At 45.8% G+C, this 25,847-nt stretch carries 26 protein-coding genes; 18 read left to right on the top strand and 8 right to left on the bottom strand.

The annotated features are described in order from the left end of the window. Nucleotides 1-41 precede the first annotated feature (41 nt). From EDC63_RS05775 to EDC63_RS05740, 8 genes are all read left to right on the top strand, one after another. On the top strand, nucleotides 42-2,720 hold the full coding sequence (locus EDC63_RS05775; RefSeq protein WP_124945945.1) for a bifunctional acetate--CoA ligase family protein/GNAT family N-acetyltransferase: 2,679 nt from the start codon (nucleotides 42-44) through the stop codon (nucleotides 2,718-2,720). A 663-nt stretch (nucleotides 2,721-3,383) separates the two neighbouring features. Next, the gene (locus tag EDC63_RS05770) at nucleotides 3,384-4,061 is read left to right on the top strand and encodes a PEP-CTERM sorting domain-containing protein (protein WP_124945946.1); all 678 of its coding nucleotides are present in this window, start codon (nucleotides 3,384-3,386) and stop codon (nucleotides 4,059-4,061) included. A 50-nt stretch (nucleotides 4,062-4,111) separates the two neighbouring features. After that, a complete protein-coding gene (locus EDC63_RS05765; protein WP_124945947.1) occupies nucleotides 4,112-4,501 on the top strand; it encodes a DUF6916 family protein in 390 nt (129 codons plus the stop codon). A 36-nt stretch (nucleotides 4,502-4,537) separates the two neighbouring features. Then, entirely contained in the window at nucleotides 4,538-5,035 is a 498-nt protein-coding gene (locus EDC63_RS05760; protein ID WP_124945948.1) for a phage tail protein, read from the top strand. A gap of 26 nt (nucleotides 5,036-5,061) precedes the next feature. Next, complete coding sequence (locus tag EDC63_RS05755) at nucleotides 5,062-5,577, top strand: phage tail protein (RefSeq protein ID WP_124945949.1); 516 nt, start codon at nucleotides 5,062-5,064, stop codon at nucleotides 5,575-5,577. Between the two features lie 12 nt (nucleotides 5,578-5,589). Further along, nucleotides 5,590-6,093, top strand: coding sequence for a phage tail protein (locus EDC63_RS05750; protein WP_124945950.1), 504 nt, complete (start codon nucleotides 5,590-5,592; stop codon nucleotides 6,091-6,093). Between the two features lie 21 nt (nucleotides 6,094-6,114). Beyond that, entirely contained in the window at nucleotides 6,115-6,612 is a 498-nt protein-coding gene (locus EDC63_RS05745) for a GNAT family N-acetyltransferase (protein ID WP_223248230.1), read from the top strand. 94 nt (nucleotides 6,613-6,706) lie between these two features. After that, on the top strand, nucleotides 6,707-7,297 hold the full coding sequence (locus EDC63_RS05740) for a CHRD domain-containing protein (RefSeq protein WP_124945951.1): 591 nt from the start codon (nucleotides 6,707-6,709) through the stop codon (nucleotides 7,295-7,297). A gap of 99 nt (nucleotides 7,298-7,396) precedes the next feature. Here EDC63_RS05740 and dinB read toward each other — a convergent pair whose 3' ends face one another. Continuing rightward, nucleotides 7,397-8,572: a DNA polymerase IV gene (dinB, locus tag EDC63_RS05735; protein ID WP_124945952.1), complete on the bottom strand. Its 1,176-nt coding sequence runs from the start codon at nucleotides 8,570-8,572 to the stop codon at nucleotides 7,397-7,399. A 220-nt stretch (nucleotides 8,573-8,792) separates the two neighbouring features. Between dinB and EDC63_RS05730 the strand changes: the two genes are divergently transcribed. Further along, nucleotides 8,793-9,053 (top strand): hypothetical protein, encoded by a 261-nt coding sequence (locus tag EDC63_RS05730; protein WP_124945953.1) that lies wholly within the window; start codon nucleotides 8,793-8,795, stop codon nucleotides 9,051-9,053. Between the two features lie 217 nt (nucleotides 9,054-9,270). Here the strand turns inward: EDC63_RS05730 and EDC63_RS05725 are convergent, their stop codons facing one another. The 6 genes from EDC63_RS05725 to ylqF form a co-directional block, all read right to left on the bottom strand. Beyond that, nucleotides 9,271-9,837, bottom strand: a complete 567-nt coding sequence (locus EDC63_RS05725) for a YceI family protein (protein ID WP_124945954.1) — start codon at nucleotides 9,835-9,837, stop codon at nucleotides 9,271-9,273. A gap of 32 nt (nucleotides 9,838-9,869) precedes the next feature. Continuing rightward, nucleotides 9,870-10,427, bottom strand: coding sequence for a YceI family protein (locus EDC63_RS05720; protein WP_124945955.1), 558 nt, complete (start codon nucleotides 10,425-10,427; stop codon nucleotides 9,870-9,872). Further along, complete coding sequence (locus EDC63_RS05715) at nucleotides 10,424-10,978, bottom strand: cytochrome b (protein ID WP_124945956.1); 555 nt, start codon at nucleotides 10,976-10,978, stop codon at nucleotides 10,424-10,426. Before EDC63_RS05715 ends, EDC63_RS05720 begins: the two co-directional genes overlap by 4 nt. Then, complete coding sequence (locus EDC63_RS05710) at nucleotides 10,975-11,430, bottom strand: MarR family winged helix-turn-helix transcriptional regulator (protein WP_124945957.1); 456 nt, start codon at nucleotides 11,428-11,430, stop codon at nucleotides 10,975-10,977. Before EDC63_RS05710 ends, EDC63_RS05715 begins: the two co-directional genes overlap by 4 nt. 291 nt (nucleotides 11,431-11,721) lie before the next feature. Beyond that, a complete protein-coding gene (ppc, locus tag EDC63_RS05705) occupies nucleotides 11,722-14,529 on the bottom strand; it encodes a phosphoenolpyruvate carboxylase (protein ID WP_124945958.1) in 2,808 nt (935 codons plus the stop codon). 208 nt (nucleotides 14,530-14,737) lie between these two features. Continuing rightward, the gene (gene ylqF / locus EDC63_RS05700) at nucleotides 14,738-15,616 is read right to left on the bottom strand and encodes a ribosome biogenesis GTPase YlqF (RefSeq protein WP_124945959.1); all 879 of its coding nucleotides are present in this window, start codon (nucleotides 15,614-15,616) and stop codon (nucleotides 14,738-14,740) included. A gap of 265 nt (nucleotides 15,617-15,881) precedes the next feature. Here ylqF and EDC63_RS05695 point away from each other — a divergent pair, with 265 nt between their 5' ends. Both EDC63_RS05695 and EDC63_RS05690 read left to right on the top strand, forming a co-directional pair. After that, nucleotides 15,882-16,262 (top strand): hypothetical protein, encoded by a 381-nt coding sequence (locus EDC63_RS05695; protein WP_124945960.1) that lies wholly within the window; start codon nucleotides 15,882-15,884, stop codon nucleotides 16,260-16,262. Nucleotides 16,263-16,575: 313 nt separating this feature from the next. Then, the gene (locus EDC63_RS05690) at nucleotides 16,576-20,226 is read left to right on the top strand and encodes a DUF1631 family protein (RefSeq protein ID WP_124945961.1); all 3,651 of its coding nucleotides are present in this window, start codon (nucleotides 16,576-16,578) and stop codon (nucleotides 20,224-20,226) included. Nucleotides 20,227-20,288: 62 nt separating this feature from the next. On the opposite strand, the gene EDC63_RS05685 is transcribed toward EDC63_RS05690, so the two are convergent. Continuing rightward, nucleotides 20,289-20,681 carry a tetratricopeptide repeat protein gene (locus tag EDC63_RS05685; protein WP_223248231.1) on the bottom strand — a complete coding sequence of 131 codons (393 nt, stop codon included), beginning with the start codon at nucleotides 20,679-20,681 and terminating at the stop codon, nucleotides 20,289-20,291. 222 nt (nucleotides 20,682-20,903) lie between these two features. Between EDC63_RS05685 and EDC63_RS05680 the strand changes: the two genes are divergently transcribed. The 7 genes from EDC63_RS05680 (at nucleotide 20,904) to EDC63_RS05655 (ending at nucleotide 25,755) form a co-directional block, all read left to right on the top strand. Next, nucleotides 20,904-22,073 (top strand): M20 aminoacylase family protein, encoded by a 1,170-nt coding sequence (locus tag EDC63_RS05680; protein WP_124945962.1) that lies wholly within the window; start codon nucleotides 20,904-20,906, stop codon nucleotides 22,071-22,073. A gap of 35 nt (nucleotides 22,074-22,108) precedes the next feature. Continuing rightward, nucleotides 22,109-22,339 (top strand): RNA-binding S4 domain-containing protein, encoded by a 231-nt coding sequence (locus tag EDC63_RS05675; RefSeq protein WP_124945963.1) that lies wholly within the window; start codon nucleotides 22,109-22,111, stop codon nucleotides 22,337-22,339. Between the two features lie 50 nt (nucleotides 22,340-22,389). Continuing rightward, nucleotides 22,390-22,755: a DUF6164 family protein gene (locus tag EDC63_RS05670; protein WP_124945964.1), complete on the top strand. Its 366-nt coding sequence runs from the start codon at nucleotides 22,390-22,392 to the stop codon at nucleotides 22,753-22,755. Between the two features lie 31 nt (nucleotides 22,756-22,786). Then, the gene (locus EDC63_RS18525) at nucleotides 22,787-22,948 is read left to right on the top strand and encodes a hypothetical protein (protein WP_165922919.1); all 162 of its coding nucleotides are present in this window, start codon (nucleotides 22,787-22,789) and stop codon (nucleotides 22,946-22,948) included. 95 nt (nucleotides 22,949-23,043) lie between these two features. Continuing rightward, nucleotides 23,044-23,223 (top strand): hypothetical protein, encoded by a 180-nt coding sequence (locus tag EDC63_RS05665; protein WP_124945965.1) that lies wholly within the window; start codon nucleotides 23,044-23,046, stop codon nucleotides 23,221-23,223. 171 nt (nucleotides 23,224-23,394) lie between these two features. Then, nucleotides 23,395-23,961 (top strand): peptidylprolyl isomerase, encoded by a 567-nt coding sequence (locus EDC63_RS05660; protein WP_124945966.1) that lies wholly within the window; start codon nucleotides 23,395-23,397, stop codon nucleotides 23,959-23,961. 3 nt (nucleotides 23,962-23,964) lie between these two features. Then, a complete protein-coding gene (locus EDC63_RS05655) occupies nucleotides 23,965-25,755 on the top strand; it encodes an ABC transporter ATP-binding protein (protein WP_124945967.1) in 1,791 nt (596 codons plus the stop codon). Nucleotides 25,756-25,847: the final 92 nt, after the last annotated feature.

The raw sequence follows: 25,847 nt of genomic DNA, 5'->3' as shown, positions 1-25,847 counted from the left end.
TTAGACGTTAAACAGATTGATTAATTTATTGTAGGGAAATTATGGGTCAGCATTACCTTAGTCCGCTTTTTTCACCCCGTTCAGTTGTGGTCATTGGTGCGAGTAACCGGCCGGACTCCGTGGGCAGTGTGGTATTCAAAAATATGCTGGAAAGTGGCTATCAAGGTAAGCTCTACCCGGTTAATCCTAATCATGCTGAAGTGTATGGGCAACGCGCATACACTAGCATTGAGGCCATTGGCGAGCCAATTGATCTGGCTGTTATTGCGACCAAGGCGGCAACCGTGCCGGATATAATTGAAGCGTGTGGTAAGCATGGCGTGCGTGCAGCTGTTATTTTATCTGCAGGTTTCAGTGAAGCTGGTGCAGAAGGTATCGCTCTTGAAAGGGCTGTGGTTCAAAATGCGCGGCGCTATGGTGTGCGATTGATTGGGCCTAACTGTCTGGGGATTATGCGTCCGGCAATTGGCTTGAATGCTACTTTCAGTAACGGAGGGGCAAAAGCTGGAAACCTGGCGCTGATTTCTCAATCAGGTGCGTTGTGTACCGCTATCCTGGATTGGGCGCATCCTAACGATGTAGGTTTTTCCAGCATTATTTCCATGGGTGCGACGGCCGATGTGGATTTTGGTGAAATTCTCGATTATCTGGTATCTGACCCGCAAACTGAAAGCATCTTGCTTTACATTGAAGGGATTCACCATGCGCGTAGCTTTATGAGTGCGTTACGCGCCGCAGCAAGAATCAAACCGGTAATTGTTGTGAAGGTAGGGCGCCATGAAGCAGGGTCAAAAGCGGCCTTTTCTCATACGGGCGCATTGGTGGGTTCGGACGATGTGTTTGATGCTGCGTTGCGACGCGCGGGTGTGGTAAGGGTCAATACAATTGTGCAGTTATTTTCCGCTGCGAAGGCACTTTCCACCCGATTCAGACCAACTGGTAATAAATTGGCTATTGTGACAAATGGTGGCGGGCCAGGAGTAATGGCTATCGATCATGCCGCTGATCTGGGGGTGGCGATTGCTGCCCTTGGCGAGGACACGTTAACCCAGTTGAGTACCGGGCTGCCACCAACCTGGTCTCATGGCAATCCTGTGGATATTATTGGTGATGCCACTGCTGAACGTTATCGCCATGCCGTGACGAGCTGTATGCAGGATGCTGAGGTGGATGGTGTGCTGGTGATACTGACACCGCAAGCCATGACACGACCTTTGGAAGTGGCGCAAACTGTCATAGAGATGGCAGGGAAATTCAATAAGCCTTTGATTGCCTGCTGGATGGGTGAAGTGCAAGTGGCAGAAAGCAGGCTGGCTTTTGCTAAAGCAAAAATTCCCAGCTTCCGCACACCGGAGCCGGCAGTAGAAGTGTTCTCTTTTATTTCCGCATACTATCAGAACCAGAAGTTGCTGATGCAGACCCCCGGCCCGTTGTCTCACCACAATGAACCGGATGTAGAAGGTGCACGTTTGTTAATTGAAAGCGCCTTGGCGGAACATCGCACCATATTAAACGAGATGGAATCCAAGGCGATTCTGGCGGCATTTCACATCCCTATTGCAAGCGCTATGGTTGCGCGTTCGCCAAACGAGGCGTTATTGCTTGCTGAGGAATTGGGTTTGCCGGTTGCAATGAAGATTAACTCTCCTGACATTACACATAAATCCGATTCAGGGGGAATCCGTCTTAATCTGAGCAATGCGCAGGCCGTTCGAGGTGCGTATCATGAAATTATTCAGTCGGTACAAAAAAACCGACCCAATGCCAGAATAGATGGCGTAGTTATTGAACCGATGGTAATCAAATCGAATGGCAGAGAGTTAATGGTCGGAGTGACCAGCGACCCGGTATTTGGTCCGGTCATTACCTTTGGTGCGGGTGGCATTATGGTTGAGGTGTTGGGTGATAGGGCGGTTGGACTGCCGCCGCTTAATAGTTTTCTGGTTGGAAATATGATCCGTAAAACCCATATTTCAAAACTCTTGGGTGCATTCCGTCATATGCCCCCTATCGATATGGCCGCGCTGGAAAGTGTGCTTTTGCGTGTTTCGGAAATGGTGTGTGAATTGCCCTGGATCAAGGAGATGGATATTAATCCGCTCATTGTGGATGAGGGAGGCGCATACGCTGTCGACGCCCGTATTGTGGTGGATTTTCCTCCATCCTCAGCTAGCCGTTATGCGCACATGGCCATTCATCCTTATCCCGCCCATCTTGTGACACGTTGGCAATTGCCGGATGGAACGGACTTGACTATTCGCCCTATTCGTCCTGAAGATGCAGAGCTGGAGCAAGTGTTCGTGCGCGGACTATCTGAGGAGTCTAAATACTTCCGTTTTATGGATTCATTGCAAGAACTCTCTCAAAGTATGCTCGTGCGCTTTACGCAAATTGATTACGATAGAGAAATGGCCCTGATTGCTGTATTGGACCTTGATGGTCAGGAAAAAGAGCTGGGTGTATGCCGGTATATCACCATGCCTGATGGTGAATCCTGTGAATTTGCACTGGTTGTAGCAGATGAATGGCAGCATAAAGGGATCGGTAATAAATTGATGAGTACCCTGTTTGAAGTGGCTCGCGCTAAAGGGCTGAAAATCATGGAAGGGGAAGTGCTGGCCAAAAACAGATCTATGTTGGGTTTGGTGGGCAGATTGGGCTTTGTTGTGAATACCAGTGAGGAAGATGCTTCTATCAAGCGAGTAGTTAAACAATTGTGATAGGGTTTTTAATGATGTGAATAAGCGCTGAAGCTAATTCACATTTATAAAGGCTGCGAGTTTTATTTGGCTATGAATAAATGTCGAAAATTCTTACGCTTAATTTTTGTGTGCATGAAAGGTTGGATATTACAACTTGAGTAACGCATTTTTTAGATAATGTAACTGTCATCCCATCTCCTGCCTGCTTTCAAAACAATTATTGAAATTGATCAATATAGCCGTCTGGTACTTTTCCTTTATCAGCCAGGGGTGAAAAATAAACACTTTGTTAACGTTTTTAGCGTTAACACCAAGTATGTGTCGGAAATTTTTACAGCAAAACTCCCATCCTAACTCATTACTTCATAACGAATTAATTTGTCACTAAAAAGCCTGGTATTTGGAATTTGTTGGGTGAGCACGTCAGTTGTTCATTTTTTGTAAAGTCATAAACAAGGAAATATGCCGCCTGATCACAGTTTGGCTAAAAATAATTGTCGAATAATTTTACATTTTATTCATGGGTGAGAAATAGTTTGTTTGCAGTATATTGTTTTTTATAGCAAATAAAAAATGGCATAAATTTTGCTAAAGAAGTATTTGTCAGTTTCATGCTTTTAGTATGTCGCCTATAAAAGCAAAAAACTCAATAAAAGCAGTAAAAATTTGAGGGCTGCAGGTATGAAATCATTTTTCTTCGCGCATCTTTTACGAAAACTGGCAGCATTTTTTGTGCTCTTCGCGCTGTCATTCTCTCTGCCGCAATTTACCTATGCTTCACTGATTGGCCAGACAGTAACGGCTACTTACTTGGATAATACCCCATTTACAAGTAGTGACACTGTTACAGTTGGGGCTGGCACAGAGATATTGGGGAGCGATAATACCAAGAATCTGGCGCTGGATGCGATATTGTTCAGTGCTGACTATATAGATATTGGCGCTTTCAATATTGTGATTCAACTCAGCGGGGGTGGGGCCACAATGCCAGGTGGTTTTTCAAACGCTGGTTTTAATCTTTTCCCAGGTGCACGCCTGGAATTCACTGGTTTCAGTTTTGCTCCAGATGTTCTGAATGGGGTGACACTTTCACTGACCAATGCGATAGGTCTGAGTAATGCAGATCTCGCTTTTACTGCGACCACACTCACGCTAAACAACCTGGGTAATCTGGGTATATTGGGTTCAACAGTTAATAATCATGGCCAGATTGCCCTGAGTTTTCAAGTCACGCAACAACCACCGCCCCCTCCACCACCACCTCCTCCTCCGCCACCAAGTGTTCCGGAGCCTGGCACTCTGGCTTTACTCGGGCTTGGTCTGGCCGCACTGGGAGTACGTCGGGCCAAAGAATGTTGACGACGTGATTGCTAAACGATTGATATACTAATTTTGTCGGGGGAATAGCCATGAATCGACGTCAATTTCTGTCAACGGGAGCAGCAGCTTGTACTGTCGGATTTGCTGTATCAAATGTAATGGCATCACCCTTGCAAATGCAGAATGCAGAGAAATATTCGAAGAAGTGGTTTCAGCAAGCTTTGAATGGTCAGTTTCATCTGGATGATAAGGGTTGGCAAGGTGTCAGGATGGAACTGGTGGCGGTGAATGATGGTCCTCCGTCTAGTAAGATGGAGCAATTTTCTGTGGTGTTTCGAACAAACAGCAGCAAGCAGGTGCCATCGGGGTTATACCACGTCAAGCATGCTAGCGACGGCTGGTTTCAAGTATATCTCGAACGTGGACTAATGAGTGAAAATGGCCTGCATTATCATGCCACATTTAATCTGCTCACCTGAAATAGATTAACAGTATAGAAAATTCTGGAGGATGCGATGTCAGAACCATTTTTGGGTGAAATCAGAGTGACCAGCTTCAGCTTTGCTCCGAAAGGTTGGGCAATGTGCAATGGGCAATTACTGCCTATCAACCAGAATCAGGCGCTTTTTGCTTTGTTAGGTACGCAGTATGGAGGCAATGGGCAAACCACATTCGCTTTGCCCGATTTACGAGGGCGTTCTCCTATCCATACTGCCGCTGGTTTTGTTCAAGGACAAACCGGGGGAGAGGAGGCGCATCTGCTTACTTCTGCTGAAATTCCTGCTCATACACACGCTCAAGGATCAGCAGCGCAGGCAACTGGCGCAAATCCGGCAAACAATGTTCTGGCCGCCAAACCCCGGCGTGGAAGCAATGTCTATGCTTCAACCGCAAATGTGGCACTGGCAGGGCAGGGATCAGCCGGGGGTAATCAGTCGCATGGCAACATGCAACCGTATCTCACGCTCAATTTTGTGATCGCGCTTCAGGGAATCTTCCCTAGTCGCAACTGATCGTAATCTTAAAAGTAGAGGTTTATATGGCTCAACCCTATGTAGGTGAAATAAGAATGTTTGGTGGTAATTTTGCGCCATCTGGCTGGGAGTTCTGTAATGGACAGTTGCTGCCGATCTCGGGGAATGAAACCTTGTTTAACCTGATTGGTACCTCCTATGGTGGTGATGGACAGTCTACCTTTGCTTTGCCTGATTTGCGTGGCCGCATCCCGATTCATCAGGGGCAGGGTGCCGGGTTAAGTTCTCATGTGTTTTCTGAAAAAGGGGGGGTAGAGTCTGTCACGCTCACCTTGGCACAAATGCCTGCGCATACACATAAAATTGGCTCAGGGACTACAGCAACGTTAGGTGATCCGGGGGGGGCTGCTGTAGCGGATACCGGTGCGATGGCTGTTTATGGAACTGATCCGGCGACTGTTGCAATGGCCCCTGAAGCGAGTATGCCTGCAGGGGGTAATCAGCCTCACAATAACTTGATGCCTTACCAATGTGTCAGTTTTATCATCAGTATGTTCGGGATTTTTCCTTCACAAGCTTAAGGAGATGGTTATATGGACCCGTTTGTTGGAGAAATTCGAGCTGTAGGTTTTAATTTTGCTCCTGTGGGCTGGGCACTGTGTAATGGGCAATTGCTTCCAATTTCTCAAAACACGGCGCTGTTCTCTCTTCTTGGTACAACATATGGAGGGAATGGGCAAACTACTTTCGCTTTACCCAACCTCCAAGGACGGGCAATGATGCATCCTGGCCAGGGTCCGGGCCTTACGCCTCATTTTCTGGGTGAAACAGGCGGTACAGCTAGTGAAACGTTGTCCCCATCTGCAATGCCAATGCATAACCATGCATTCAGCGCAGCAACTGGTACGGCTACTACTGGCACTCCTTCAGGTGCAAGTAGTCTTGCAGCGGGATCCGTAAATACTTATGGAACAGCGAATAATCTGGTGCCAATGGGGGAGGTGGTTGGTGGAAATCAGCCTCATAACAATATGCAGCCCTATCTGGTGCTTAATTATGTGATTGCGCTGCAAGGTGTTTTCCCTCCTCGATCTTGATGTGTGGATTTGGATGGTATTTTGAATCCGATATTAAAGCCTGATTGCTTGAGTGAGGGGATAGGGTTACGTCCAGCACAAGCGGCAGATAAAGCTTTTTTGTTTGAGGTTTATGTGAGCACTCGTATTGGCGATGTTGCTTTATTTAATTGGGATGAATCGCAAAAACTCGCGTTTCTGGATATGCAGTTTAATGCACAGCATCAATATTACACTGCGCAGTTTCCCGATGCGCACTGGGATGTCCTTGAATTAAACGGAGAAGGAATCGGGCGTCTCTACACCAATCGGCACGCTCATGAAATTCATATCATAGACATTACCTTGTTGCCTGAATTTAGAAGGCAAGGTATTGGAAGTAATTTGTTACAGAGTTTAATGGATGAGGCTGCCTCAACAAATCAATACGTACTAGCGCATGTTGCACAATTTAATCCGGCTATGCATTTGTATCAAAGATTAGGATTCAGGTCGGTAAGTGATGATGGCATGTACACGAGGATGGAGTGGCATCCTTGAATTATCGTATATTGCCAATGATTTTCAGGCGATTTTTTCTCGCTGTGGGTAAATACTTTTGCTGCAAATGTTAAATTTTTTCAGGGAGTTTCAAATGAAAAATTGGTTAATGTTGGTTATGGTGACATTGATTGGCGTCAGTAGTGCGCAAGCAATGCCCATTATTTACAAAGCGACACTGACAGGTGCCGCTTCTAATACGCCCTCTCCAGGTACTGGATTGGCTACCTTGGAATATGATGCTACATTACATACACTATTGGTAGATGTCAGTTTTGCTGGGCTTATTGGTACTGTCTCAGCGGCTCACATCCATTGTTGTATACCCGCGCCGGGTAATGTTGGCGTGGCAACGACTGTGCCGACTTTTACGGGTTTTCCTTCCGGTGTCACCAGCGGTGTTTACAATCATTTGTTGGATTTGTCGCTCGCTTCAAGCTTTAATCCCTCCTTTGTGACATCCAGTGGGGGGGCTGTTTCTAGTGCAGAAATGGCGCTTTTAAGCGGGCTTAATAACGGAAGCGCTTACTTTAACATTCATACAGCAGCTTATGCCGGAGGCGAGATCAGAGGGTTTTTTGCTGTGGTACCAACATCAGGCAACGTGCCAGAGCCAGCTACTTTGTCGTTATTGGGATTGGGTATCGCTTCGCTTGTTATTTCACGGCGGAAAAGGGAAATATAAGCTAGCTGTATATACAGTGGCAAGGCAATTCTTGTGATTGTATGAATCGGTTTGCAGTACCCGGCTTCTAGCAAAAATTGTGAATGTAAGTTTTTTCTTTTATTGATTATCGTCTGTTCGATCGGTTAATTTTAATTCGCCTTGGCGTGATGAATTTGCATTTTTGGGTGCAATGCTCGATGTCAATGAACTGACGCGGACACCAAGCAATCTCAGCTTCTGGTTTAGCGGTATGCGTTTAAGGCACTCTCCGGCAGCACGCCTGATAGTGGCCGGATCGGCGGTAGGAGAGGGGAGTGTCATATCGCGCGTCACGGTTCTGAAGTCTTCAAACCGCAATTTAATCCCAATGGTTCGACCAAGGTATCCTTTACGTTGCAGATCGGCTGCCACCCGTGTACATAGGTTTGTAAAAATTTCCGTCAAAACAGCACGGTCATGGCGGGCATGCAGGTCTTTTTCAAAGGTGCTTTCACGGCTGATCGATTTGGGCTCTGAACACATGACTATCGGGCGTTCATCTATTCCGTGTGAAGCTTCATATAGCCAGTATCCATAGCTTTTACCAAAATTAGCCTGCAGAAAAGCAGGATTTGCTTTTGCCAGATCCTCAATCGTGGTGATACCAAGCGCTGCAAGTTTTTCGGTTGCCTTGGGGCCAATTCCATTGATTTTTTTGACTGGCAATGGCCATATACGCTGCGGAATCTCTTCCATGCTCAAAATAGTAATACCGTCTGGCTTGTCGAGGTCTGAGCAGATTTTCGATAATAATTTGTTGGGTGTAATGCCGATGGAGCAGGTGAGCCCCGTGGCATTGTGGACCGCGAGTTTGATACGCTGTGCGAGTGTCAATGTATCTTCTGGTATATCGCTCAGATCAATGTATATCTCGTCTATACCACGGTCTTCCATGAGTGGTGCAATGTCTGCAACAGCGGCTTTGAATAAACGTGAAAAATGCCGATAGGCATCAAAATCGACAGGAAGCAGAAAAGCATCTGGTGCCAGCAATGCGGCTTTCATGACGCCCATACCCGAAAAAACGCCCAGCGCACGCGCTTCATAAGTGGAAGTGGTAATTACACCCCGTCCGGCATATTCGCGCAAGCGCGCAAAATGCCGGCTACCATCTTGATTGATGGTCGGTTGCTGATCCCGACGCCCACCTATTACAACCGGATGGCCGCGTAACTCGGGATAGCGAAGAAGTTCAACCGAGGCGTAAAAGGCGTCCATATCGAGATGCGCAATGCGGCGATTATGATCATTCATGGAGGTTTGTTGAATGGCAGTATGGGAACACACATGCAAAAAATACTTCCAAATTATACTGTTTATTTGCTTGGGAATATTGAGCAATTAACAATGTGTCTTGCAATAGGTTTTAATTTTTCAATTTTACCCTGATGCAAAAATAATTTGTAATTCATGAAGTTGTAACAATGAAGATACATAATCCTATCGAATGAAAATAAAATTTAAGGAGATAACGATGGTTGAAAAATATTCAGATGAAACTTTGGCGTATACGCTAGCTTTGGATGTGTGTGATCGATGGAAGGTGGCAAATGGTTATAAAACGTTGTCGGCAGATGATTTATCGGCAGTTAAAGCATGGGTGAGTACATCCAGAGGTTTAATCTCTAAATCGCCTTACTTGCAGGAATTGGCTGTTAAAGGAATAGATGGGTTGATGGCGCGGCAGCATCAGATCAAGTCAGAAGGCGGAGCGCTTAAGTTAGTGAGTGCTTGAATCCGGGTTGGTTGTCTGGTAAATCAGTGGTATTCATTTTTTTCTGCGAACTTAAAGCTTTAAAGTTTCTGTGAATCCCCCTAAAAGTAATGCTGCGGGTTAGTTATCTGCAAAATTTTGAAAATCTCTTTTGCAGTAACAGGTTTGTGACTTGCCTGGCTCGGAGGAATGACATCAGGAACTTGTGTCATTCCTCCGTAAGGACCAAGCAACGTATTTATGTTTTGTTCGCTTCAACCTGAATCGCAATTTTCACTTCATCCCCTAGCGCAGGGGCGTATTTACTGATACCAAAATCTGTACGTTTTATCGTAGTGGTGGCGTTTGCACCGCAAGTTGGAACCTTGGTCATTGGATTGGGCGCGCATTTAAAGTGATCGATTTGCAGGCTGACTGGTTTGGTAACGCCATGCATAGTGAAATTTCCCTCCGCACCTACCAGTTTATCGCCATCAAATTTTAGCTTGGTTGAAGTGAAAGTGATGGTGGGATATTTTTCAGTATCGAAAAAATCTTCTCCCTGAAGATGTTTTTCCAGATCAGGCAGTCCGGTACTAATAGATGTGGCATCGATGGTGATGTCGATTTTGCCTTGTTTAGCAGCGGTGTCCAGTTCTACATTTCCCGATGTATGGTTAAATCTACCGCGCTGTATGGAATAACCAAGATGGTTGATTTCAAAGCTTGGGAAGGTGTGACGGGGGTCGATTTTATAGTTGTCACCGGCAAATGCTGATACGCTAATCATGCTGGTAAGTGCTAATGCGATAAGTGATTTGTTCATGCTGATCTCCAAATATAGTTGCAGGGTTGGGTTTATTTTTTGGCGGGGCTGATTGAAAAATGAAATTTAATCTCAACTTCGTTGGCTACAACAGAAGTGTCCTGCCAAATGCCGGAACCTATGTCGTAGTCCAGTCGTTTGATTGGGAAGATCCCGTCAATAATCAGAACACCTTTTTCCTGTTTGATGGTGAAGGGTGCTCGAATATCCAGAGTTTTTTCTTTCAGGGATAATTTCCCTGTGGTTTCATATTGTCCGTTCCCTATCTCTTTTACCGAACTGGAAACGAACAGTGCTTTGGGAAAGTCGCGTGTATTGAACCAGGCTTTACCTTTGACTTCATCATTGGCTTCAGTGCTGCCAGCGTCTATACTGCCGAGGTCAATTTCAATACGTGCTAATCCTGCTTCGGGCTTATTTTTATCGAATGTTATTTGCGCTGTAAAACGATTGAAATTGCCTTTAACAGGTACATTCATCTGTTTTGATACGAATGTGATGGTGCTTTTTTCCAATTGAACAACGTTAAATGGCGCTGCTTGTGCCAAATTGACTGCAGTGAGCATCAGGGTAATCAGTAAATATTTCATTTTCCTTGCTCCTTATTCAGGAATGGAATCATTCTGCCGAGGATGTTGTCGCGATCAATGAAGTAGTGTTTTAGAGCGGCACCAACATGCACGATAATCACGCCCAAAAAGAAAAAGTTTAACGTCTGGTGCACTTCTTCCAGCAAGTTGCCAAGCGCCTTATCTTTACCAATCAGATCAGGCAGGGGGAATACACCCAGGTAAACAGTCTGGAATCCTTTAGCTGAACTCATTAACCAACCCGTTATCGGAATGAGGAATAACAGTATGTAAATCAAATGATGAAGGCTATTGGCTGCGTGTTTTTGCCACGTTGGCATGGTTGAAGGTAAAGGTGGTGGTGTATGCGTTACTCGCCAGGACAGTCGGGCAATTGCCAGCAGGAAAATGGTTACGCCCAGCCATTTATGGTAGCTGATCAATTGAAGCTTGAACGGTGAAAATGGCAGGTCACTCATGATCATGCCAATGGGGAAAGTGCCAATAATCAGAAATGCCACCAGCCAATGTATTGTGATCGCTGTTTTGGTATAACTTGTTGAATGTTTCATATGCTTGCCTTGTTTTGCAAATGTGCTTTTGTAAAAACTTCCCTGAGTTGGCTAAGGGCTTTCTGCATGTTTGACAAATCTTCTGCTGAGAGTTCAACAAATGCTTCTTCAATATGAGCTAAGTGCGCAGGGAAGATGCGTGCAAATAATGCCTCGCCTTTTTTAGTCAATTGCACGATTTGGCTACGACCATCAATGGGTGAGCTGACGCGCCTGACAAGTTTCTTGATAGTCAGTCTATCCACGATGCCTGTGAGCGTCCCTTTGGTAATCAGTGATTTTTCACCAAGCTCTTTGAGTGGCATGCCAGATGTGTTGCCAAGTGTGGCAATTATGTCGAACTGTGGCGGGGTTAGTTCCATCGTCCGGACATGCATGGCTGAATATGACTCAAATGCCTGGTAGGCTTTGGCTAGTTCACGTAGTACTGGAAGGATGGGCTTCTGTTTCATCTCGGTTTATCAAATTAGTTTTAGTTAGGACAATATAGTACTGGTTAGGACTATTGTCAAATGTTGCGTACGAAACTAATCAAGGTAAGAACACTGGGATAGGATTTTGTTCAGTGACCAAGGTAAGCATCAAGCTCTGTTTTGAGCAGATGCCTTGAGAAGATGCCTTGAGTATTAAATCAATGCAAGCACTGTGGGACAATGAATGGAATGAATAAATCGGGTGATGAAACGAAAAAGCCAAAGAGAGGTTTCATCTCTTTGGCTTTTTCGTGGGTGGCAAGAGCGTGATTAGCCGGTATTGCGCATACCGCCAGCAATCGCATTGATTGAACGCAACAATGGGTTCAGCCATTTGTCCCGTTCTTCTTGCGGCAATGACTCATCCCTGCAACGTTTCAGCAACATAACCTGAATATGGTTGAGCGGGTCCAGATATGGGCTGCGACGGGTTAACGATAAAGCTAATTGAGGTGTCTCCTGAAGCAAGCTGGTAGCTCCAGTAATGCTCAAAATATGCGAAACAGTACGGTTATACTCGTTCCGAATTGTCTGGTAGATAGCGTTTGCCATTGCTTTGTTTTCTGCAAGTTCAGCATAACGTGCAGCGATATCCATATCCGCCTTGAAAAGCGACATTTGCGTATTGCTGAGCAGTGCACGGAAGAATGGCCATTCCACATACATGCGCTGTAATTTAGCGAGTCGGTCCGGGTCGTTGCCGCGCCAGTTTTCAAGCGCAGTACCTATGCCAAACCATGCGGGCAGGGTATGGCGAGATTGGCCCCAGCCAAATACCCAGGCAATAGCACGTACCGAGCTTTTGGATCGATCGCCCTTTTTACGATGAGAAGGGCGTGAGCCGATGTTCATCAGGCCGATTTCTGTGACAGGAGTGGCTTCGTAGAAATAATCGACGAAGCCCGTTGTGTTGTCGGTTAAACCGCGATAGGCAGCCTCACCATCCATTGCAAGTTTATCCATGATTTGCAGGAACTCACTTCGGTCGGTGTTCTGATCGCGTATCAGGCTGGTACTGGCTTTGAGTAGTCCTGTGATTCCCATGGATAATTCATAGGCTGCAGTTTCAGTATTGCTGTATTTATATGACAAAACCTCACCCTGTTCGGTGAGCTTGATCTGACCGCGGACAGTGCCTTCTGGTTGTGACAGGATAGCGTCGTGCGTCGGACCGCCACCACGACCTACTGTTCCACCGCGACCATGGAATAAACGGCAGTCGATACCGCGTGCACGGGCCAGAGAGGAGATTTTTGTCTGAGCTTCATAGAGCGACCAGACAGAAGCCAGGATGCCCCCATCTTTGGCGGAGTCAGAGTACCCGAGCATGACTTCCTGCAAGTTTCCTGAACTCTTGAGCAGGGAAGCATAAGTGGTGTTGTTAAGAAGGTTTGTCATCACTGGTTCAATGTGTTCCAGATCGATGATGGTTTCAAACAGGGGTGAAACACGGATGTTGCAGAACCATTCATTGCCATTGCGACCAGCAAGCCCGGTAAGGCTGGCCAGAAATATCACTTCCATTACATGGCTGGCGGTGTGAGTCATGGAAATGACATAGGCACCAAAAGCCTTGGGGCTGATTTCATGGCGCATTCTGGACATGACTTCAAATGTTTCGAAGGTTTCCCTGGTTGCTTCGGTGAGTTTGCTTTTGTCTATCTTGAGCTCGTTTGCATGGGAAATTGCATCGCCGAGAACTTCAAGGCGCTCGGTTTCGTTCAGTGAACTGTAGTCAGGAAGGGCAGCATGTTGCGAGAAAAGCTCTGAAACCGCATCGGTATGGCGCGTGGACTCCTGGCGAATGTCCAGATGCACCAGGAAAAAACCGAAAGTTTCAGTTTGGCGGATCAGATCCTGCAACTCTCCATGGGCAGCCTCACTGTCGCCATGACTGATCAGTGAATCACGAATCAGATACAAATCGGCAAGAAACTCTTGTTCTGAAAGATACGCATCGCCGTATGGACTGTCATCGTAACCTTCAAGGTGGGCTTCGAGCGCGCTCAGACTATGTTTGAGGCGATGTCGTATCACATAAAGCTTACGTCGGTATGGTTCTTTACTGAAACGTTGTGGAAAATCACCAAAGACAGCTGTAAACCGCTCCATATCCTGTTCCAGACTCTCCGTCATGGATTCACTGATCACGCATAAGTTTTTAGAGTGAGTGAGTACATGGGTCAGATCGGTGACAGCTCGCAAATACAGTCGCAATATTTCGCGTTTTTGAAGCCTTAAGGCGAGTACGGTGGTGTCTGGTGTAACGAAAGGATTGCCATCGCGATCGCCGCCAATCCATGAGCCAAAATGCAGTAAATTGGGAACACGAATGTGTTGCCCTTCCGTCAGATCGGATCCATAGATGCGCCTAATGGCTTTTTCCAGATAGCGATAGGTTTCAGGAACAGCATCAAAAAGGCTTTCACGGAAATAGAACAATCCATTCTTTATTTCATCACGAACTTGAGGCTTGTTGGTTCGTACTTCGTCCGTTTTCCAAAGGGTCTGAATCTGGTATTCCAGCTTCTTGATCAGTTCTTTGTCCTGTGCCTTGCCTATGCGAGGATCATCCAGTTGCTCGGCAGTCAGGAATATATGTCGCAGATGCTCCATGATTGTCCGGCGTCTGGACTCGGTCGGATGTGCGGTAAAAACCGGGATGTATGCAGCATTATCAAGCAGTACCTGAAGCTCCGCAATCGTCACGCCCTGTTCGCGAAATTCGCGCAGGGTGGCATCGAACGATCCATTCCACAGGGCGCCACCCCGATAGACTTGCGCGCGACGGATATGGTGCTGGAAAGATTCTTCTGCAAGATTGGCAAGGCTGAAATAAGTGCTGAAAGCACGTACCACATGGGTGAGCGTTTCAGCATCGAGAGATTCGATCAGTTGCTCCAGTTTAAGACGTTTGCGTGGAGAATCTTCCTTGCGCAAATCAATATAACCTTTGCGAAGAGATTCAACAGCTGTAAGCACGCGTCCTCCCTCCTGGGTGCGCAAGACGCCGCCGAGCAAGTTGCCATATAGTTTTACACGAGCACGTAACTGGGTATCACTGGGTATTTTGGTCATATTCTTTTTTCATATGTCAGTTTTAAGCAGGACCAATTTGCGGATCAGCTTATCAAAAAATGGCATTATTATACCTGTTCATTAGCAGCATTGGCGCATGGATCGTGATCGCTGCCAAGCAACTCTATCGTACTCTGTAAAATGATGAAATTCGACTGGGTTATCGAAATCCTGCGGTGAATCTGGTCAACGTGAAGAAATTTTGAAATCAACCCTTTGCGATTTGAGATTGTTCGGCAATCATCGCGGAGCGAGTGTCAGGTGTTTCAAGGCTGATACGCCCGAGGGCACCTGTTCTGTAATCCTTTAAAAACATGAGGGCAGCTTTTTCCAAATCTGGATCCCCTCCCTTGAGAAGTAAACCGCGCCGCTTTGCAACCACCTCAATCACACCCGTAGCGTCTAGTCCCTCAATCGAGCAGCCATATCGATCGGCAATCATGGTCGGATAACGTTCAAGCAAAATGCCCGCCAGAAATGTGGCGACTTCTTCATCGATGACTGCGTTGCGACCAATCGCATGACTTGCTGCCAACATAAAGCCATCACTCTCATAGGCGATTTTTGGCCACATTAACCCGGGTGTGTCTGTAATAGTCAGTTGTTTGCTGATTTCAAGACGCTGCTGAGATTTGGTAACCGCTGGTTCGTCACCGACCGCAGCGACACGTCGTTTCAGGAGTGCATTCATTAATGTGGACTTCCCTACGTTTGGGATGCCCATAATCATCATGTTGAGGGGCTTCAGATTGGTGCCGCGATGGGGTGCAAGTGTTCTGCATAAATTAGTCACTTTCAAAACATCACTGGGTTTTTTGCAGGACAGCGCAACTGCTTTCACATTTTTCTGATTGTTGTAATAGTTTAGCCAAGCCTGGGTGACAACAGGGTCAGCCAGATCAGATTTGTTCAGAATTTTCAGGCAAGGGCGCTGGCGGTGCAGGCGCATTTCATCGATAATCGGGTTGCAGCTTGCCTCGGGCAGGCGTGCATCCAGCACTTCAATGACGACGTTGGTCCACTCCATTGTCTCGGCCGCTTTTTTACGGGCTGAAACCATGTGACCAGGAAACCAGTTAATGGACATTTGTAATCAACATGCTAATAAAAGATGCAATTCTACCCTTTACAGGCACTTACGTCATGTTTACTCTAAAGGTGTATTTTTAGTATCAGTACCGCAATGGTTTTGAAGATTTCGGGGTTTATTTAATTTCGGATGGGGTGAGCTCATTGTAATTCGTGATTATGTGCTATTTTTATTATCGATAGATTGAATGCTGAACTGGCTTTTCGACTAAGAATACGTGTATTCTGGCATTGTTAAAATTAGCGGTGTGGTCGAAACAAGGATGAAAGAACAGCCCAAAAAATTACTGGCAGTGATTGAGTTTCTTTCACATGCTAAATTCCCGGCATTATATAAAATGCTGGGTTTTGAAGTGGTTGCTGAGTATCAAGTTCGCAAAGCAGTCGCGCTTTTGCGTAAAATGAAACCGGATGTCATTGTGGCGGACTTTTATTTCCAGTCCGACTTTCGTGATCGCTTGAGTAATCTTGAGTCACTGCTTGCGGTAGCTCAGACTATGAAAGAAACACGAATATTGGTTTTTTATGATCCACAGGATGCACCTGCGCTGGAAAAAGTGCGTCAGCGGATGCATATTGATATAGCAATGCCAACGCCTGCAACGGATGCAGCAATTAAAGCCGTTCTCGAAAAATGGCTTTAAGCCGGAAACGGAATTGCAGCTGAAAATGAGGCATAACCCTTTCAGTATTGGTTTGAATTGGTTTGAAATATTCATGGTTTTATAATTGATTGGAAATTGGACGTCTTGGTTGCAGTGTTTTCTTTTTATGGTTAACCTTAATTTGAAATCCTGTTTTATAGGGTGAATTGCAAAATGGAATTTATAGTTAGTTCTTTATAACTAAAGAAATGCACACTTCGTGCCGATAAGCTATACTGATTCTAGGTGAGCACGGTTTGAAACTTTCAGACAAACAAAGATATCCGGGATAAGATAAGTCCTGCAAAAAAATATGGAAAAACGTGCTTTAACTCGTTTTGTTGTGAGCCTTGATGCTGTGTGCAGTGCACCCGGTATGGGTAAGTGCACAGTCGAAATCCAGGATTTTTGTCTTGGTGGCGTTTTCGTATCTTACGAAAATGTCAGTAATGCTGACCAACCTCAAAAATTCCAGCTTGTTAATGGGAATTTTATAGAGATTCGTTGTAGTGTCCCTGCGTTGCCCAGAGAAAAAATTATTACTTTTCAAGGACGTGTGGTACGTACAGATCAATCGGGAGCGGGCATCGCTTTTGTTGAGCCTGATCTGGAAGCGCTGCATCTCTTGCATGGTTTTGCCAAAAAATTCAGGCCGAGCCAGCCCCCTCAGTCCGACATTCCACCCGCTGAGAAAAAATCAACTGTAGCTGATTCACCGAAGGTAGATGGGCAAGCCTTGCTGCGCGAGTGCAAAAAATTTGCTGAAAAGTGTGTGCAGCCCGTTATCAACTCTTTCTTTGAAAAAGTAACGAATCGACTCTTTACCATTGCAGGTGAAGTACAGAGTATTACAGAAAAAAATGCTTATTATGATGCTTTGAGTGTATTCAATAAGCAGGAAAATATTCTGAAGCGTGAGTTTGAAGAACAGATGCAGGAACAGCTTGATCCGTTTGTTAACCACTCAAAAAAGTCGTCAAATCAATCTGAACAGGAACTTTCGTCATTAACCCTTTCGCTTGTGGAGGAGGATGAGTTTGAAGAATGGCTGGCTTATTCGGATATGGCCAGAAAGCTGGAAGCAGAGTTTCAGGATCAATTGAATGATCTTAATCACCGACTGGGTGTGCTGGTTAATGAAGTAGTCGACAGAGAAACCAATCCTTTTGCGCCGGCTTCTTTTGGACAAGGCTTTCAAGATACACTGAAAGTGGTCACCCTGGATCGTAAAGCACTGCAAGTTAGCTATGCGATTTATAAAGAAGTACTTTCCACTGCATTAGGTGAAATGTACGACAAAATCAATAAGTATCTGAACGATAAAGGTGTCACGCTGGATACAAAGCACCTTTATAAAATCAAACCCTCCAGTGAAGAAGTGCCACGTCCAACCCCTAAAGTTGAAAAAGAAGCAGAGAAGTCTTCCTCGCAACAATCTTCTCCAGCAGGAAATGCTGGCAATGTTTCGGGCAAGCAGTCTGAAGGTGGTGGTCAGGGAGGAGGCAGCGGCAGTCAAGGGGGTGGAGGCCAGGGAGGAGATGCAAATTTTGTAGCTGGTCGACGCCAAAGTGACAATGTTCCGGCGCCACAGGATTGGTATAGTCTGGTGCAATATTTGGGGAATTTGCAACAAAATGCTGCACAGCAAGGAGGTTATCGCCCTGCTGGGATGCCAGGTCAAGCTGGGGTAGCTCAAACTGGGCCAGGGCAGTCGGCTGGAGGTGCTGGTCCTGCGAACGCGGCGCAAATGCAACAGTTTTATACACCGGATGAACTGCTTTCAGCATTGTCTCGCGTGAAATTTTCTGAAAAATTGAAACCGCTTGCTGGGAGTTTTCAGCAAGACGTTAAATCGCAGTTGATGTCTGTGCTTTCACACGGGAAGCCAGAGGATGAGCAAAAACACCTTCCGGAGCGAGAAGGGCGCATTCTGGATATTGCTGGGAGTTTGTTTGATTCGGTTCTGGAAGATAAACTGGTCGCAAACAATGTAAGACCATGGCTTCAGGAATTATCGATCCCGATGGTTAAAATGGCGCTTCAGGATGACTCGCTTTTTTCAGATAAATCTCACCTTGCACGCCAGGTGATCAATAGCCTTGCCCAGTTGGAATTGTATGGTGAGGAAAACGGCGATATGGGGCATAACGCCGTCAGAAAAAGAATAAATCATCTCATTGCTGAAGTGACATCTGCTGATGAAGTTACTCCTCAGCTATTTGAGAAAATGCTGAAAGATCTGAATTCGCTTATCAGGCTGCAGGACAAAGCCTACAAGGAAAATCTTGAGGACGTTTATGCTGCATGTGAAGAGGATCAACGTATAGCCAGGAAGGTGGCAGCTTCAACTGGCAACAAACAGGAAAAACCGGAGGCGCCTACATCTAATGAAGATGGCTTGTTAGAGTGGAGAAAGCAGGTTCGGCGACTTAAGGTGGGTGACTGGATTCTGTTTGATAAGGACACTGAACATCAACGTCGTCGATTAGCCTGGATTTCCAAGTATTTCGAAAATTTTGTTTTTGTGAATGTGAAAGGGTTAAAAGAGCTGACGTTAACTCAGACTGAATTGGCCCAGCAATTGCGCGATGGTACGTCAGTTGTGCTGGATGATGCTGGAGAACCACTAATTGACCGCGCACAAACAGCCATGCTGCAAAAAATGCATCGCCAGTTGTTACATGAATCTACCCATGACCAGCTAACAGGTTTGATTAATCGACGTGAATTTGAAAGGTTCCTTGGTCAGGCGCTGTCAAGTTCTCAGCAACTGAATCAACATCATGCGATCTGTTATATCGATCTGGATCAGTTTAGTGTTGTGAATAATACCTTTGGTTACGCAGGTGGAGATCGATTGCTGGTTGAGGTGACGAAGCTGCTGAAAGATGGGCTGGGTGAGCGCGGTATGGTTGCCCGTATAGGTGGCGACGAATTTGGCATGTTGTTTGAAAATTGCACGGTTATCGAGGCGCTGGAAATTACCGGTCGACAAAAGACGGCTTTACAAAATTATCGGTTTGTCAGTGATGAAAAAAGTCTCGCAATATCATTTAGTGCAGGTCTCGTAGCAATAGACCCGGAAAGCGAAAGTGTGCCCACGCTTTTACAGGCAGCCGAAGAGAGTTGTCGCAGCGCAAAGCTGAAAGGCACCAATTACATCCAGGTTTATAGCCAGGATGATGCGGGCATGGCGCGACACAAGCAAGCCATCAAATGGGTCACAAAAATTGATGAGGCTCTGGACAATGATTCATTGGTGCTTCGTTATCAGCCAATTGCCCGAATTTCCAGAAAAAATACCTTGCTGCACCATGCCGAAATATTGCTTGGCGTACCGGATGAACAAGGAAACCTCATTTCACCTGCAGATCTGATTTTTGCTGCAGAAAGTTTCCGACGGATGGTAGCCGTTGATCGCTGGGTTATTTTGAATGTATTTAAGTGGATGGGTCTGCATCGCCACAAATTGGAAGAAGTGGGTGGCTTTGCAATTAATTTATCCGGTGCATCTTTGAATGAAGAAGGATTTATTGATTTCATCATTCAGCAATCAAAGAACCTGAAAGTTCCTATGGAAAAAGTCTGCTTCGAAGTCACTGAAACCGCAGGGATCGCAAACCTATCCAACGCATCAGAGTTTATTCTGGAGGTGAAGAAAACTGGCTGTACATTTGCCTTGGATGATTTTGGCAGTGGTTTGTCATCCTATGCATACTTGAAAAATCTGCCGGTTGATTATCTGAAAATTGACGGCGCATTTGTCAAGAATATGGACTCCAATCCTTATGACTATGCAGTGGTTAAATCCATTACTGAAATCGGTCATTTCATGGGCAAGGGAATTATCGCCGAATATGTGGAAAATGACAGCATTCTTGATATGCTACGTGAAATTGGCGTAGATTATGCACAGGGCTACATAATTGGAAAGCCGCTTGCATTGAGTTCATTGGCAGCCTGACATTTAGAAATTTGCCCGCATCTGCGCCACGAAATTTTCCCTAAAGAATCACTGGTTGGGTTTTAGTGGTGCGTTGAATCTGGCTGTTCACTTATTAATTTGTTTATCTCGCCTACTACTTCAGAGGGAGCTTCGGTCAGAATAGCGGCCATTCCCTGTTTTGCGCGTTCCTCACCCTTTTCAGCAGCCAGAGTGAATAATTCGTAGGCGTAGAGGTAATTTTGAGGTATGCCTATGCCGCGATAGCACATGAGGCCCAGATTAAATTGCGCCTGCTTATCACCCTGATCAGCCGCGCGACCATACCATTTTGCTGCTTCCAGGTAATTTTGTGGTACATCTTTACCCTCAAAGTATAAGACGCCCAGATTGAATTGCGCATTAATATCACCTTCTTGCGCAGACTTGATAAGCTGTTTGACTTTGCCGTAGCCGGCTAATTCGATGATGTCCATTTGGTTTTAATCCATACTTGCTATGTTCGTGAAGCAGGTATTTTACCCCGCAATGCTGCTGGGCGATACATTGAGGGGAGGATTCGCTCTGGTACGATTTTTTTTGTTTTTAATCATTGATGTATTTTTGGGTAAGCAATTTTGTCCCTTTTCTCGATTCGCTCACAAGCAAGCCTATGTTATCGTGTAAAATCTCAATTACGCTGAGATGAGAGTTTTGCCATGTCTGTAATAACCTTAATTAAAGAAAATCATGAGCGCCTGGTTGCGCTCAGACGGGATATTCATGCGCATCCGGAACTGGCTTTCAAGGAAAACCGCACAAGTGATCTGGTCGCGAAAGTGCTGGAGGCTGCCGGAATTGAAGTTCATCGAGGATGGGCTGAAACTGGCGTAGTGGGGGCGTTGCGCGCTGGAACGAGCGAGCGTGCCATCGGCCTGCGCGCCGATATGGATGCCTTGCCAATTCAAGAGCAGAATATTTTTTCACATCGTTCTACGCTGGACGGAAAGATGCATGCCTGTGGACACGACGGACACACTGCTATGCTCTTGGGGGCAGCGGAGTACTTGGCCGCTACGCGCCATTTTAATGGCACTGTGTACTTTGTTTTTCAGCCGGCTGAAGAAGGGGGGGGCGGTGCCAGAGTGATGATTGAACAAGGTTTGTTTGAAAAATTCCCCATGCAGGCAGTCTTCGGTATGCATAACTGGCCAGGTGTGCCTGCAGGGCAGTTTGCTATTATGCCAGGCCCGATGATGGCCTCTACAGACCAATTTGATATTACTGTGCGTGGACACGGAGCCCATGCAGCCATGCCACACCAAGGGGCGGATCCGGTTGTGGCTGCTAGTGCGCTGGTGCAGGCTTTGCAAACCATTACCAGTCGTAAGCTCGATCCGCTGGACGCAGCAGTATTAAGTGTGACGCGTTTTCATGCGGGTGAAGCCTATAATGTCATACCCGAACGTGCTGTAATCGGTGGAACAGTGCGTGCCTTTCGTCAGGAGGTGCAGGAAAAGATTGAATCCACCATGGAGCATATTTGTAACGGCATTGCTGCAGGTTTTGGTGTGCAGGCGACTCTTGACTACAGGCGTGGATATCCTGCGACTATTAATTCAGTTGATGAATCCACAGTTTGCCGCAAAGTGGCCTCTGAATTGGTGGGTAAAGATAATGTGTGTACGGATTTACATCCATCCATGGGAGCAGAGGATTTCGCATTTATGCTTCAAGCCAAACCAGGTTGCTACGTTTGGTTGGGGAATGGATTGGGCGAAGGCGGGTGTATGCTGCATAATCCACTTTATGATTTTAATGATGATATTTTGCAAATTGGTGCCAGTTACTGGGCCCGCTTGGCAGAACACTGGTTATCTGTGACCTGAGCTTATTCAGGTGAAATTTTTTGAAAAAGGACGTCATGCAACACCTTGAATTTACCTTGACACGCGAATTTGTTGAACTAGATAACCTGCTGAAATTGATGGGGGTTTGCGACAGTGGTGGTGCAGGAAAAACGATGGTTGCCTCAGGCGTTGTGTTTGTTGATGGTAAAGTGGAATTACGTAAAACCTGCAAGATTCGAGCGGGACAGGTGGTAAGTGTCGGAGATATCAGCATCGCTGTGAAAGCGGAAACAGTGAGTAAATAAAATTAACCAATACCTCCATGTTTATTTACGTTCGTAAGGTTAATTGACTGATGCCTGTTCAACTGTTCATGCTGAGAGGCGTGCCTGATGATGAGTCTGAGGAAATTCGCGAATTGTTAAATGCGCATGACATTGCCTTTTATGAGACGCCTGCAGGTAATTGGGGTGTCTCTGCCCCTGCAATATGGTTAAATGATGAAGGTCAGCTTCAACAGGCAAAGCGGTTAATTGAACAATATCAGAAGGAAAGACTTGCCCGGGTAAGAGCAGAATATGAACAATTGAAACGAGATGGTAAAAATAGAACTGTTTTTGATCAAATAAAAGATGATCCGGTACGATTGATTGGTTACCTGATTGTTATTTTAACGGTATTGTACTTATCCACGAAACCTTTCCTTGATTTAGGGAAATAAAAGCTGTCAAACAACATTAAAGGATAATATTTTGGCCCAACCTAACTTCCAGTATGAAAAGCGTCAAAAAGAACTGGCAAAGAAAAAAAAGCAAGAAGAAAAGAGGCAGAACAAACTGAATAAGACCACTGAAGAGGGCGATGAAAATCCCACTCAGCCGGAAGAAATAGTACCGCCTGAAGCAGCAACTTAAAGCTGTATTCAAGAATCGGGCAACGTTATAAAGGCAGATTGTTTTTGAATCTGCCCTGTTTCGTTTTGCATTTGTCGTGGTGATAAGGAATTGTTATGAATCATTACCATGTTTCTTTTGTAGATAATGAAGGCACTTTTTACTCAGCTTCAGTGGAAACTCCGCTCGATTTATTTACCACTGCAGGCATTGATGAAATGGCCATGGAACTGGGTGATCGCCTTGATCAGGATGAACCGGTGGCAATCATTAATATTATCCCCCTGAAGTCATAGAAATTAGCTGCGTTTGATTTAGGCCGGAGTGGTAAATTTCTATTGTTACTGCCCTAATTAAAAGGTTGGTTATCCACTATTGATTGGGCTCGGATGAGTTTTTCATTTAGAGTATATGCCCATGGTTAAGGCCTGTTCAATGTGAATATTGAGCATTAAAGGAAGAGAATAATGAAGTTGAAAGTGTTTGCCTTCTTTGTCGGTATGATTATTTCGTTTTGCAGTGTTGCGGGCAATCCGCAAGTGGAAATGAAAACCAGCATGGGAAACGTTACGATCGTTTTGTATGCAGACAAAGCACCTGGAACTGTTGAAAATTTTCTGCGATATGTGAAAGGCGGATTTTACAAAGGGACTGTTTTCCACAGAGTAATAGACAACTTCATGATCCAGGGTGGCGGATTCAATAGCAAGATGCAGGAAAAAGAGACATTTCCACCCATCAGGAACGAAGCGGACAATGGATTGAAAAATGATATTTTTACCATTGCCATGGCGCGTACGATGAATCCTCATTCTGCAGCGGCGCAGTTCTTTATCAATGTGAAGGACAATGATTACCTGAACCATACCAGTCAGTCCATTTCTGGCTGGGGTTACACCGTATTTGGCAAGGTAGTGAAAGGGCAGGAAGTCGTAAAGAAAATAGCACAGGTTCGTACTGGTCCACGTGGCCCTTTCCCTTCTGATGTGCCGTTGGAAAATGTCATTATTGAAGATGTAACCGTATTGCCTTAAAAGATGTCCAGTCACACGTCCGTCCCCTATACCTGGTCAACTATCCTGGACATCGTCCGGGAGCACAAAAAAGGGGTGATTCTCGCCCATATTGTGGCTTTTCTGGCAGCACTATCCAGTGTTCCCATCCCATTGTTAATGCCGCTTCTGGTAGACGAAGTGCTGCTGCATCAGCCAGGTAGGCTGGTTGCTGCTTTAAATTCATGGTTCCCGGATTCATGGCATGGTCCCGTACTTTATGTCGGTGTTGTACTGCTCACCACGCTGGCGCTTCGCTTGACGGCTCTGATCATGGGGGTATGGCAGGGGCGGAATTTTACCTTGATCGCCAAGGATGTGGTTTTTCGCATGCGCGAACAAATGCTGCAACGCTTGTCGCGAATTGCAATGTCGGAATATGAAACTTTGGGTAGTGGTGCCGTCGCCTCACATTTTGTAAAAGATCTGGATGCGATAGATGGTTTTATTGGTACATCAATAGCCAAATTTGTAGTGGCAGTCTTGAGTATTATTGGTACAGCTGCAGTGCTGCTATGGATGCACTGGCAACTGGCACTATTCATTCTGCTGCTTAATCCTGCTGTGATCTACTTCACCATGGTGCTGGGCAAGCGCGTCAAAGAGCTTAAAAAGCGTGAAAACAGTGCGTTTGAGATGTTTCAGCAATCACTGACTGAAACGCTTGACGCCATTCAGCAAATCCGTGCGATCAATCGCGAGCGTCACTACATTGAGCAAGTGATCGATAAAGCACGCAATATTCGTACACACGCAGCTGCATTTTCATGGAAGAGTGATGCTGCCGGGCGATTGTCGTTCATGGTGTTCTTGTTCGGCTTCGACGTATTTCGTGCCATCAGTATGCTGATGGTGGTTTTTTCTGATTTGACGATTGGTCAGATGATGGCCGTGTTTGGTTATTTGTGGTTCATGATGGGCCCGGTGCAGGAGATTCTGGGTATACAGTATGCTTATTATGGGGCAAAGGCTGCGCTGTCCCGCATTAACCAGTTACTGGGACTTAAAGAAGAACCCCATTATCCCCATTTGAAAAATCCTTTTTCAGGCAAGCATACCGTGGGAGTAGCGGTAGAAAATGTCAATTTCAGCTATGGTGATTTACCTGTTCTGAATGGGGTGAGTCTTAAAATTCAGCCGGGCGAGAAAGTAGCATTAGTCGGTGCATCCGGTGGTGGAAAATCAACACTGGTGCAGGTAATTCTCGGGCTTTACCCACCACAATCAGGCACAGTCAGTTTTGATGGTGTGTACATGACAGAAATAGGACTTGAAGTGGTGCGTAGCCATGTGGCTACGGTCTTGCAACATCCGGCATTGTTTAATGATACGGTCAGGTTGAATCTGACATTAGGTCGTATGCTTTCTGACGCACGTTTGTGGCAAGCGCTGGAAGTGGCGCAGTTAGCTGAAACTGTTCGCGAATTGCCAAAGGGGCTGGATACAATAGTGGGGCGACAGGGAATTCGTCTTTCTGGCGGACAGCGTCAGCGGCTGGCCATCGCACGCATGATCCTATCTGATCCGCAGGTAGTCATTCTGGACGAAGCTACATCGGCGCTGGATGCTGAAACAGAGGCTAAACTGCATGAAGCCATGCGCGAGTTTTTAAAAGATCGCACTACATTAATTATTGCCCATCGCTTATCCGCTGTGAAACAGGCTGACCGTGCTTATGTGTTCGATAATGGGCAGATAATTGAGGAAGGTGTGCATGAGGAATTGATTAAAAATGATGGTCTGTACAGCCGGCTATATGGCCAGTTGCAGCACTAATATTCAAGGCCGGTTTGGATACTTTCATTATTTTGGTACTGGTGATCGCGGTATTAGCTTCCTTTCCTTTATTAGTACACTATGGCTTTCGT

Source organism: Sulfurirhabdus autotrophica, from assembly GCF_004346685.1.
In the GTDB taxonomy this organism is placed as follows: domain Bacteria; phylum Pseudomonadota; class Gammaproteobacteria; order Burkholderiales; family SMCO01; genus Sulfurirhabdus; species Sulfurirhabdus autotrophica.
This window is presented reverse-complemented; position numbering and strand designations above follow the sequence as displayed.

Coding starts and splice junctions, on each gene's coding strand:
- EDC63_RS05725 (WP_124945954.1), bottom strand. CDS start 9,837: ATGAACAAATCACTTATCGCATTAGCACTTACCAGCATGATTAGCGTA.
- EDC63_RS05680 (WP_124945962.1), top strand. CDS start 20,904: ATGTCTGTAATAACCTTAATTAAAGAAAATCATGAGCGCCTGGTTGCG.
- EDC63_RS05710 (WP_124945957.1), bottom strand. CDS start 11,430: ATGAAACAGAAGCCCATCCTTCCAGTACTACGTGAACTAGCCAAAGCC.
- ylqF (WP_124945959.1), bottom strand. CDS start 15,616: ATGTCCATTAACTGGTTTCCTGGTCACATGGTTTCAGCCCGTAAAAAA.
- EDC63_RS05720 (WP_124945955.1), bottom strand. CDS start 10,427: ATGAAATATTTACTGATTACCCTGATGCTCACTGCAGTCAATTTGGCA.
- EDC63_RS05765 (WP_124945947.1), top strand. CDS start 4,112: ATGAATCGACGTCAATTTCTGTCAACGGGAGCAGCAGCTTGTACTGTC.
- EDC63_RS05740 (WP_124945951.1), top strand. CDS start 6,707: ATGAAAAATTGGTTAATGTTGGTTATGGTGACATTGATTGGCGTCAGT.
- dinB (WP_124945952.1), bottom strand. CDS start 8,572: ATGAATGATCATAATCGCCGCATTGCGCATCTCGATATGGACGCCTTT.
- EDC63_RS05760 (WP_124945948.1), top strand. CDS start 4,538: ATGTCAGAACCATTTTTGGGTGAAATCAGAGTGACCAGCTTCAGCTTT.
- EDC63_RS05770 (WP_124945946.1), top strand. CDS start 3,384: ATGAAATCATTTTTCTTCGCGCATCTTTTACGAAAACTGGCAGCATTT.
- EDC63_RS05715 (WP_124945956.1), bottom strand. CDS start 10,978: ATGAAACATTCAACAAGTTATACCAAAACAGCGATCACAATACATTGG.
- EDC63_RS05750 (WP_124945950.1), top strand. CDS start 5,590: ATGGACCCGTTTGTTGGAGAAATTCGAGCTGTAGGTTTTAATTTTGCT.
- ppc (WP_124945958.1), bottom strand. CDS start 14,529: ATGACCAAAATACCCAGTGATACCCAGTTACGTGCTCGTGTAAAACTA.
- EDC63_RS05685 (WP_223248231.1), bottom strand. CDS start 20,681: ATGGACATCATCGAATTAGCCGGCTACGGCAAAGTCAAACAGCTTATC.
- EDC63_RS05660 (WP_124945966.1), top strand. CDS start 23,395: ATGAAGTTGAAAGTGTTTGCCTTCTTTGTCGGTATGATTATTTCGTTT.
- EDC63_RS05755 (WP_124945949.1), top strand. CDS start 5,062: ATGGCTCAACCCTATGTAGGTGAAATAAGAATGTTTGGTGGTAATTTT.
- EDC63_RS05690 (WP_124945961.1), top strand. CDS start 16,576: ATGGAAAAACGTGCTTTAACTCGTTTTGTTGTGAGCCTTGATGCTGTG.
- EDC63_RS05775 (WP_124945945.1), top strand. CDS start 42: ATGGGTCAGCATTACCTTAGTCCGCTTTTTTCACCCCGTTCAGTTGTG.
- EDC63_RS05655 (WP_124945967.1), top strand. CDS start 23,965: ATGTCCAGTCACACGTCCGTCCCCTATACCTGGTCAACTATCCTGGAC.
- EDC63_RS05730 (WP_124945953.1), top strand. CDS start 8,793: ATGGTTGAAAAATATTCAGATGAAACTTTGGCGTATACGCTAGCTTTG.
- EDC63_RS05675 (WP_124945963.1), top strand. CDS start 22,109: ATGCAACACCTTGAATTTACCTTGACACGCGAATTTGTTGAACTAGAT.
- EDC63_RS05695 (WP_124945960.1), top strand. CDS start 15,882: ATGAAAGAACAGCCCAAAAAATTACTGGCAGTGATTGAGTTTCTTTCA.
- EDC63_RS05670 (WP_124945964.1), top strand. CDS start 22,390: ATGCCTGTTCAACTGTTCATGCTGAGAGGCGTGCCTGATGATGAGTCT.
- EDC63_RS05665 (WP_124945965.1), top strand. CDS start 23,044: ATGAATCATTACCATGTTTCTTTTGTAGATAATGAAGGCACTTTTTAC.